The organism is Kitasatospora nipponensis (assembly GCF_039528135.1).
Taxonomy (GTDB): domain Bacteria; phylum Actinomycetota; class Actinomycetes; order Streptomycetales; family Streptomycetaceae; genus Kitasatospora; species Kitasatospora nipponensis.
Genome location: NZ_BAAALF010000273.1, coordinates 1 through 7,891 on the forward strand (window position 1 = coordinate 1; position 7,891 = coordinate 7,891).

The following is a 7,891-nucleotide window of genomic DNA, read 5'->3' on the forward strand; positions in this document are numbered from 1 at the left end:
CTCCGCGCTCGGTGCGGTCGGCGCCGCCCCGGCCGCCGCGTCCGCGGTCACGGTCGCGCTCGCCGCGCTGCTCACCGCGGCCGGCCGAGCGCGAACCGCGCCCGCCGGTCTCGCCGAGGTCCTCGACCTCCTCGGCGGCCAGACCCGCCCGGGTGCGCTCCGAGCGCGGCAGGACACCCTTGGTGCCCGGCGCGATCTTCAGCAGCTCGTAGAGGTGCGCGGAGGTGGAGTAGGTCTCCTCCGGCTCGGCGAAGCCCAGCTCCAGCGCCTTGTTGATCAGCTGCCAGCGCGGGATGTCGTCCCAGTCCACCAGCGTGACCGCGGTGCCCGAGGCGCCGGCCCGGCCGGTGCGGCCGATCCGGTGCAGGTAGGTCTTCTCGTCCTCGGGGCACTGGTAGTTGATGACGTGCGTGACGCCCTCGACGTCGATGCCGCGGGCCGCGACGTCGGTGCAGACCAGCACGTCGACCTTGCCGCTGCGGAACGCCCGCAGCGCCTGCTCGCGCGCGCCCTGACCGAGGTCGCCGTGCACGGCGCCGGCCGCGAAGCCGCGCTGGGTCAGCTGGTCGGCGACGTCGGCGGCGGTCCGCTTGGTGCGGCAGAAGATCATCGCCAGGCCGCGGCCCTCGGCCTGCAGCACGCGCGAGACCAGCTCGACCTTGTCGAGCGAGTGCGCCCGGAAGATGTGCTGGGTGGTGTTGGCCACGGTGTGGCCGGTGTCGTCCGGCGCGGCGGCCCGGATGTGGGTCGGCTGGCTCATGTAGCGGCGGGCGAGGCTGATCACCTGGCCCGGCATGGTGGCCGAGAAGAGCAGGGTCTGCCGCTTGACGGGCAGCATGGTGATGATCTTCTCGACGTCGGGCAGGAAGCCCAGGTCGAGCATCTCGTCGGCCTCGTCGAGCACCAGGGCGCGGACCTTGGAGAGGTCGAGCTTCTTCTGGCCGGCGAGGTCGAGCAGGCGGCCGGGGGTGCCGACGACGATGTCGACGCCCTTCTTCAGCGCCTCGACCTGCGGCTCGTAGGCCCGGCCGCCGTAGATGGCCAGGACCCGGACGTTGCGGACCTTGCCGGCGGTCTGCAGGTCGTTGGTGACCTGGGTGCAGAGCTCGCGGGTCGGGACGACGATCAGCGCCTGCGGGCTGTCGCAGAGCTGGTCCTCGGTGGCCCGGCCGGCGTCCACGTCGGCGCGCACGACGGCGCGCTCGATCAGCGGGAGGCCGAAGCCGAGGGTCTTGCCGGTGCCGGTCTTGGCCTGGCCGATGACGTCGTGCCCGGTCATCGCGACCGGGAGGGTCATCTCCTGGATCGGGAACGGGTGGACGATGCCGACCGACTCGAGCGCCTCGGCGGTCTCCGGGAGGATGCCGAGTTCGCGGAACGTGGTCTTCGTGGGTTCAGTCGTGGTGGACAGGGTGCTGCCTCTTCCGTGTGGGCGGGCCGAGAGCGAGAGGGCGGCGGGCAGCCGCGCGGCAGCGTCCGGGCCGCGGGGCCCTGTTCGCGTGCTGCGAGGTCGTGCACGACCGCGCCGATCCCTGCGGCGTCCGGGAAGGCCGGCCCTGGCGGGGCGGCGGCGTCCCGTGGCGTGGGGGAGATGTCCCGTGAGGGGTCGGCGCGGGACCGGCGCCCTGCGGCGCGGTCCGCGGCGGCCCTCGCTCGGCCACTGATGCGGTGCCTGGCTTGGGGTCCAAGCCAAGGTCGGAGCCGATCGGGTCTCCGACCGGGCATCCGCGTACGTGAGCGCCCGGCGCTGCGAGCCGGAATCGTCCGGACGAAGCGAACCCGCGCGGCTTGCGAACCGAGCGGGCACAACGGGCCTCTGTACCACTCTACAGTCAGCCGCCGACTCGAACACGTGACGCGTCTGACACCGGGCCTGGCAGCGGGCGGCGCGGTCTAGAGTGACGCTCCATGGAGACTCAAGGCGAGGCCGGCCAGGTCGGCTCGATCGGTGACTGGACCAGCTGCTCGGCCGACCCCGGCTACCGGGCCGCGGTGCTCGACCTGCTCGGCGCGCTGGCCTACGGCGAGCTGAGCGCCTTCGAGCGGCTGGCCGAGGACGCCAAGTTCGCGCCGGGCCTGGCCGACAAGGCGGCGCTGGCGCGGATGGCCTCGGCCGAGTTCCAGCACTACCAGCTGCTGCACGACCGGCTGGCCGAGATCGGCGCCGACCCGACCGAGTCGATGACCCCGTTCGTCGAGCCGCTGGACTCCTTCCACCGGGTCACCGCCCCCTCCGACTGGCTGGAGGGCCTGGTCAAGGCCTACGTCGGCGACTCGATCGCCACCGACTTCTACCGCGAGGTGGCGGTCCGGCTCGACGACGACACCCGGGACCTGGTGCTGCGGGTGATGAGCGACACCGGTCACGCGCAGTTCGCGGTGGACAAGGTCCGCCAGGCGATCGAGGAGAACCCGCGGGTCGGCGGGCGGCTCGCGCTCTGGGGCCGGCGGCTGATGGGCGAGGCGCTCAGCCAGGCGCAGCGGGTGGTGGCCGAGCGTGACGCGCTCTCCAACCTGCTGGTCGGCGGCGCCGCGGTGCGCGGCTTCGACCTGGTCGAGGTCGGCAAGATGTTCAACCGGATCACCGAGGCGCACACCAAGCGGATGAGCGCGCTGGGCCTGGCCTCCTGATCCCGCACCGCCGGGGCGGTGCGCTCAGTGCGCGTGCCGCCCGCGCCGGTGGCTGCCGCGCCGGGCGGCCAGGTCGGGGCGGGCCAGCACCGAGGTGAGCAGCCCGGTGCAGAGCACGGTGATCACCAGGGTCGGCGCCGCGCCGTCGCCGGCCAGCGTGAAGCGGGTGACCAGTCCGCTGAGCAGGGCCGACACCAGGGCGGTGCCCATCGTCAGACCGCGCGCCATCGGGTAGTACTCGGGCACCAGGGTCAGCGCGGCGAGCCCCGCGAGCAGCCCGATCACGGCGAACACGGTCGCTTCGAGTGCCAAGGGCATGGCTGCCTCCCGGGACTGGTGCTGCTGGCGTCCGCGGTGGGGGAGCCGCGGTGGGGCTCCCATACCCGGGGCCGCGCCGTTCTACGCCTCCCGCCGCCGGGGCCCACCCGCCGGCCGCGGACGCGACGATGCCCGCCGCTCCCCGGGGGGAACGGCGGGCATCGTCACAGGAGCCCGCTCAGATGGTGCCGAAGCCGACCTTGCGGGCGGCCTGCTCACCGATCTCGACGTACGCCAGGCGCTCGGCCGGGACGATGACGCGGCGGCCGTGCTCGTCGGTCAGCGCGAAGAGCTTCGACGTGCCGTCGAGCGCCTGGGCGACCGCGTTCTCGACCTCATCGGCCGTCTGCGAGCTCTCGATAACGATCTCTCGGGGTGCGTTCTGCACGCCGATCTTGACCTCCACGACGTCCGTCCCTCCGGGGTTGCAGCCAGCCACGCGCGGCGGCCGCTTGCGCCCGGTCGCATCGAACGGGAGTTCACGGCTACCGCGCCGTACGGCTTCACCTTAGAGCAACGCGGTGGGCGTACGGCGGACCAGTCGTCAGGACGTCAGTCGGTGACCGCCGGCTGCCCGCCGTCCGGCGCCTGGTCGCCGGGGTGCATCGGGAAGCCCTTGAGACCGCGCCAGGCGAGGCTGGCGACCAGCCGCACCGCCTCCTCGCGCGGGATCTCGCGACCCTGCGAGAGCCAGTAGCGCGCGGTGATCTGGGCCAGCCCGCAGACGCCCGCGGCGAGCAGCTTGGCCTCGGTCTCGGGGAGGTCGGTGTCCTCCGCGATCACCTTGCTGACCAGCGTCGCGCTCAGGTCGGCGGCGCGCTCGACCCGCTCGCGCACGGCGGGCTCGTTGGTCAGGTCGGACTCGAAGACCAGCCGGAACGAACCGGACTCGCTGGCCACGTAGTCGAAGTAGGCCTGCATGGTGGCCGCCACCCGCAGCTTGTTGTCGGTGGTGGCGTCCAGCGCGGCCCTGGTGGCCTCGACCAGGGCGTCGCAGTGCTTGTCCAGCAGCGCGAGGTACAGCTCGAGCTTGCCGGGGAAGTGCTGGTAGAGCACCGGCTTGCTGACCCCGGCGCGCTCGGCGATGTCGTCCATCGCGGCAGCGTGGTAACCCTGGGCGACGAACACCTCCTGTGCGGCTCCGAGCAGCTGCTCACGGCGGGCGCTACGCGGCAGCCGGGCGCCGCGTGGGCGGTCCTGGGCCTCCTGGATGGCCGTCACGGCGCTCCTCACTTCTGGCTGGCGATGGTGCTCGGCAGGGGGTTGAGTCTACTTTCGGGTAACCCCGTCCACGCCTGCCCGGATCAGGAAAAGGCGCAGCTCTCGGGTTGTCGGGTGCCCACAATACGGCGCGTGCCCCCGGTGGGCGCCAGAGTCTCACTACCATCTTCTCCCATGAGCACTGAGCAGCAGGAGTGGGCCGGGGCGGGGCAGGGCGAGGGCCGGGACGGGGTCGCCGCCCCGGGTCACCCGCTGGCGCAGAGTGATCACGCCGTGCTGCCCGCCGGCCGTTGGGCAGCGCGGACGGTCGAGGTCCCCGGCGCCGTCCTCGCGGTGCGCGGACCGACGGCGGACGAGGAGGCCGCTCTGCCGGAGGCGCTCTTCGTGCACGGCCTGGGCGGCTCGTCGGACAACTGGACCGAGCTGATGGGGGAGCTGACCGGGGTGGTCCGCGGCGAGGCCCTCGACCTGCCCGGCTTCGGCTACTCGGCGCCGCCGCCGGACGGCAACCTCTCGATCTCGGGGCACGTGCGGGCGGTGATCGGGTACCTGGAGACGACCGGCCGCGGGCCGGTGCACCTGTTCGGCAACTCGCTCGGCGGCGCGGTGGCGGTGCGGCTCACCGCCCTGCGGCCCGACCTGGTGCGCAGCCTCACCCTGATCTCCCCGGCGCTGCCGGAGCTGCCGCCGCAGCGCACCGCGTTTCCGACCGGCCTGCTGGCGGTCCCCGGCGTCCCGCGGCTGCTGCAGCGGTTCCCCTCCGCGGGCCGCAGCGTCGAGCAGACCACCGACCAACTGCTCGGCCTGGTCTACGGCGACGTGCGCACGATCCCCGCGGAGAAGCGCGAACGGGCGGTGGCGGAGTACCGGCGGCGGATGGGGCTGCCGTACGCGATGCAGGTGATGACCGGCTCGGCCCGCGGGATCGTCTCGGCGTACACCGAGCGCGGCGAGCAGGCGCTGTGGCAGCAGGCGGAGCGGGTCGAGGTGCCGGTGCTGCTGGTCTACGGGCTGCGCGACAAGCTGGTCTCGTACCGCTCGGCGGCCCGCGCCTGCGCGGCCTTCCAGGACGCGCGGCTGCTGGTGATCCCGGAGTCCGGGCACGTGGCGATGATGGAGCACCCGGCGCAGGTGGGGCGCGCGGTGCGGGAGTTCCTGCGCGAGGTGGGCGGGTAGCACGCGGCGGGGGACGCGGGGGACGCGGGGGACGCGGGGGACGCGGACGGGGCCGGCGGAACGCGGGGAGCGGTCCGAGGTTACGGGTGTTCACTCGTTCAGGTGGCCGGCAGGCCGCTGACCGCTGCCGGGCCGGGTTCCGTTCTACCTTCGTGGAGTTGGACCGAACAGATGTGGGGGGCGTGACCGGCGGGCCACCGCGGTGGGCGCCCGGGGGTGTGGCGAAGGGCGTGGGGGCGCCCCGTGAACAGCACGGCGGTGCCCGGGCGACGGCCCGGCACCGCCCGGCCGGGCGCTGCCCGCGCCCCCGACCCCGCCTCGGAGCCGACGCCCAGGTCCGTCCGATGTTCCCGTCTGCTCCGCCCCTGTCTGCTCCTGGAGGTCGTCGTGCGCATAGCTCTGCTCACCGAGGGCGTTCGTCCGCCTGCACAGCGTGCCGAGGGGGGCTGGTGCGACCGGCTGACCGAGGGGCTCGCGGAGCACGAGTTCGAGCGCTACGCCCTGCTGTCGGGCGGGCCGGCGGGCCCGGTGGCCCCCGGGGTGCGGACGCTGGAGCTGCGCGGGCCCAGACCCGCCGGCCGCGCTCCCGGCGCGGTGCGGCGGCGCGCGTACGCCCGGGCCTACGAGCAGCTGGTCGGCGCGCTGGTCCTGCCGCGCGAGCGGGCCGGCTTCGCGCCGGGGCTGCACCGGCTGGCCGAACTCGGGCGCCAGGACGGCGCGCTGCCGGCCTTCCTCGCCTCCGGCCACGCCCACCGGGTGCTGGAGCGCAGCTGGCGCTCGCCCGGGGCGGACACCGCCGCCGGGGCGCCGCTGGTGCGCGACGTCCTGGTCGCCGGTGACCTGCTGGAGCAGTGCCTGCGCCCGCTGTCGGCCGACTGGTACGGCGCCGGCGCACTGGGCGGCGTGGACCTGTGCCACGTGGTCGGCGGCGGGCCGGCCGCGCTGCCCGCGCTGGTGGCCAAGCAGCTCCACGGGGTGCCGTTCGTGCTGACCGAGCACGGGCTGCACCTGCGCGAGCAGTACCTCGGCTACCGGCAGGCGCCCTACCGCTGGCCGGTCCGGGCGCTGCTGCTCTCGTTCTTCCGGCTGCTGACGGCCGAGACCTACCGGCAGGCCGCGCTGCTGACCCCCGGCAGCGGCTACGACCGGGAGTGGCAACTGCGCTGCGGGGCCCGCCCCGAGCGGATCCGGGTGGTCTACCGGGGCACGGCCGCGGTGGACCGGCCCGCGGCCGGGGACGAGCCGGGGCAGCCCACGCTGGCCTGGTCCGGGCGCCTGGAGCCGGCGGCGGACCCCGAGTTGATGCTGCACGCCTTCGCCCGGGTGCGGGCGCAGGCGCCGGGGGCGCGGCTGCGGATGTACGGGGTCGAGGGGCCGCCCGGCTACCTCGAGCACTGCCGGGCGGTGGCGGCGCGGCTGGGGCTGAGCACGGCGCTGGCGCGGGACGAGGCGGCGGCGGAGCGGGCGCAGATGCGGGACGAGCCGGACGGGCCGGCCCGGTCGGAGGAGCCGGCCGCGGTGGTCTTCGGCGGCCCGCTCCGGACGCCGGACGCCGCCTGGGCGAGCGGCACCGTCGCGGTCTTCTCGGCGCGCGCGCAGCGCAGCCCGCGGCCACTGGTCGACGCGATGCTCAGCGGACGCGCGGTGGTCGCCACCGACGTCGGTGTGGTGCGCGAGGCGCTCGGCCCGGCCGGGCTGCTGGTGCCGCCGCGTGACCCGGCGGCGCTGGCGCTCGCCTGCCTGGCGCTGCTGGGCGACGAGGAGCGCCGCGGCCGGCTGGGGCTGGCCGGACGGTTGCGCGCGCAGGAACGGTTCGCGGTGGAGCCGGTGGTCTCCGCGTTCCGGGAGGTGTACCTGGAGCTGGTCTCGCAGTGGCCGGCCTTCCCGGCCACCGAGCGCCGGGCCGGGGCGCTGCCCAGGCCCTTCGCCCGGCCGGCCGAGTACTGGGTGGCGGGCAGCACGGAGACGGTCACCGGTGGGGCGCCCGGCCCGGCCCGGCCGGCGGCCGGCCCGGGGGCCGGTCCGGCGGCGGGTGGCGCGACCCGTCCGATGGCTGAGACGACTGGTGAGACAGCGGATGCGCCGGTGGCCGCGGCCGCGGGTGAGCCGGCGGGCGGGGACGGACCGGCGGCGCGGGCGACCGGGAGCAGGCAGGCGGCCGGCGCGCTGGCGGGGGCGGACTGATGGCCGGCGCAGCCAGGCCCCCGGGCCAGGCCCCCGGGCCCGCCCCCCGGACCGCCTCCGCGGCGGGTGGCGGAGCCGACCCGGTCCGGGAGCTGATGGCCACCCACCGTGCCCTGTGCGAGCAGGCCACCCACCCGCTGGAGATCGCCGCGGCGCTGGAGGAGGCCGGGATCGGTGCGGCCGGTGCCGGGCGCTACCGGCACGGCGACGTCTTCTCGCTGGCCGAGGAGCTCTTCGCCCGGGTCCCGCGCCGCGCGGCCGAGCCACCGCCGGGCGGCGAGGCGCCCCTCACCGGCCCGCCGGCGGGCCGGCTGCAGCGCGCGGCGGCGCGGCTGGCCGGCCTCCCCGGGGCCCCGGTGCC

Annotated in this window: 7 protein-coding genes and 1 pseudogene; 4 read left to right on the forward strand and 4 right to left on the reverse strand. The window is 75.6% G+C overall.

What is annotated here, in order from left to right; translation table 11 throughout:
• A partial coding sequence (locus tag ABD323_RS37915) for a DEAD/DEAH box helicase (protein WP_425556303.1) occupies positions 1–1,297 on the reverse strand: 1,297 nt, incomplete at its 3' end.
• Between the two features lie 611 nt (positions 1,298–1,908).
• Here ABD323_RS37915 and ABD323_RS37920 point away from each other — a divergent pair.
• Complete coding sequence (locus ABD323_RS37920; protein ID WP_344446653.1) at positions 1,909–2,631, forward strand: ferritin-like fold-containing protein; 723 nt, start codon at positions 1,909–1,911, stop codon at positions 2,629–2,631.
• A gap of 24 nt (positions 2,632–2,655) precedes the next feature.
• Here the strand turns inward: ABD323_RS37920 and ABD323_RS37925 are convergent, their stop codons facing one another.
• The 3 genes from ABD323_RS37925 to ABD323_RS37935 all read right to left on the reverse strand — a co-directional run bounded on the left by ABD323_RS37925 (position 2,656) and on the right by ABD323_RS37935 (position 4,170).
• Positions 2,656–2,949, reverse strand: a complete 294-nt coding sequence (locus ABD323_RS37925; protein WP_344446654.1) for a hypothetical protein — start codon at positions 2,947–2,949, stop codon at positions 2,656–2,658.
• Positions 2,950–3,127: 178 nt separating this feature from the next.
• A complete protein-coding gene (locus ABD323_RS37930; protein WP_344446655.1) occupies positions 3,128–3,355 on the reverse strand; it encodes a DUF3107 domain-containing protein in 228 nt (75 codons plus the stop codon).
• Positions 3,356–3,501: 146 nt separating this feature from the next.
• Positions 3,502–4,170: a TetR/AcrR family transcriptional regulator gene (locus tag ABD323_RS37935; RefSeq protein WP_344446656.1), complete on the reverse strand. Its 669-nt coding sequence runs from the start codon at positions 4,168–4,170 to the stop codon at positions 3,502–3,504.
• Between the two features lie 174 nt (positions 4,171–4,344).
• Between ABD323_RS37935 and ABD323_RS37940 the strand changes: the two genes are divergently transcribed.
• The 3 genes and pseudogenes from ABD323_RS37940 to ABD323_RS37950 form a co-directional block, all read left to right on the forward strand.
• Positions 4,345–5,346, forward strand: a complete 1,002-nt coding sequence (locus ABD323_RS37940; protein ID WP_344446657.1) for an alpha/beta fold hydrolase — start codon at positions 4,345–4,347, stop codon at positions 5,344–5,346.
• Between the two features lie 387 nt (positions 5,347–5,733).
• A complete protein-coding gene (locus tag ABD323_RS37945) occupies positions 5,734–7,530 on the forward strand; it encodes a DUF3492 domain-containing protein (protein WP_344446658.1) in 1,797 nt (598 codons plus the stop codon).
• A gap of 95 nt (positions 7,531–7,625) precedes the next feature.
• Positions 7,626–7,891: pseudogene (locus ABD323_RS37950) on the forward strand (hypothetical protein); the annotation flags it as partial.

Excerpts from the sequence above, each read along its gene's own strand:
- ABD323_RS37920 (WP_344446653.1), top strand. The coding sequence starts at position 1,909 with ATGGAGACTCAAGGCGAGGCCGGCCAGGTCGGCTCGATCGGTGACTGG.
- ABD323_RS37925 (WP_344446654.1), bottom strand. The coding sequence starts at position 2,949 with ATGCCCTTGGCACTCGAAGCGACCGTGTTCGCCGTGATCGGGCTGCTC.
- ABD323_RS37940 (WP_344446657.1), top strand. The coding sequence starts at position 4,345 with ATGAGCACTGAGCAGCAGGAGTGGGCCGGGGCGGGGCAGGGCGAGGGC.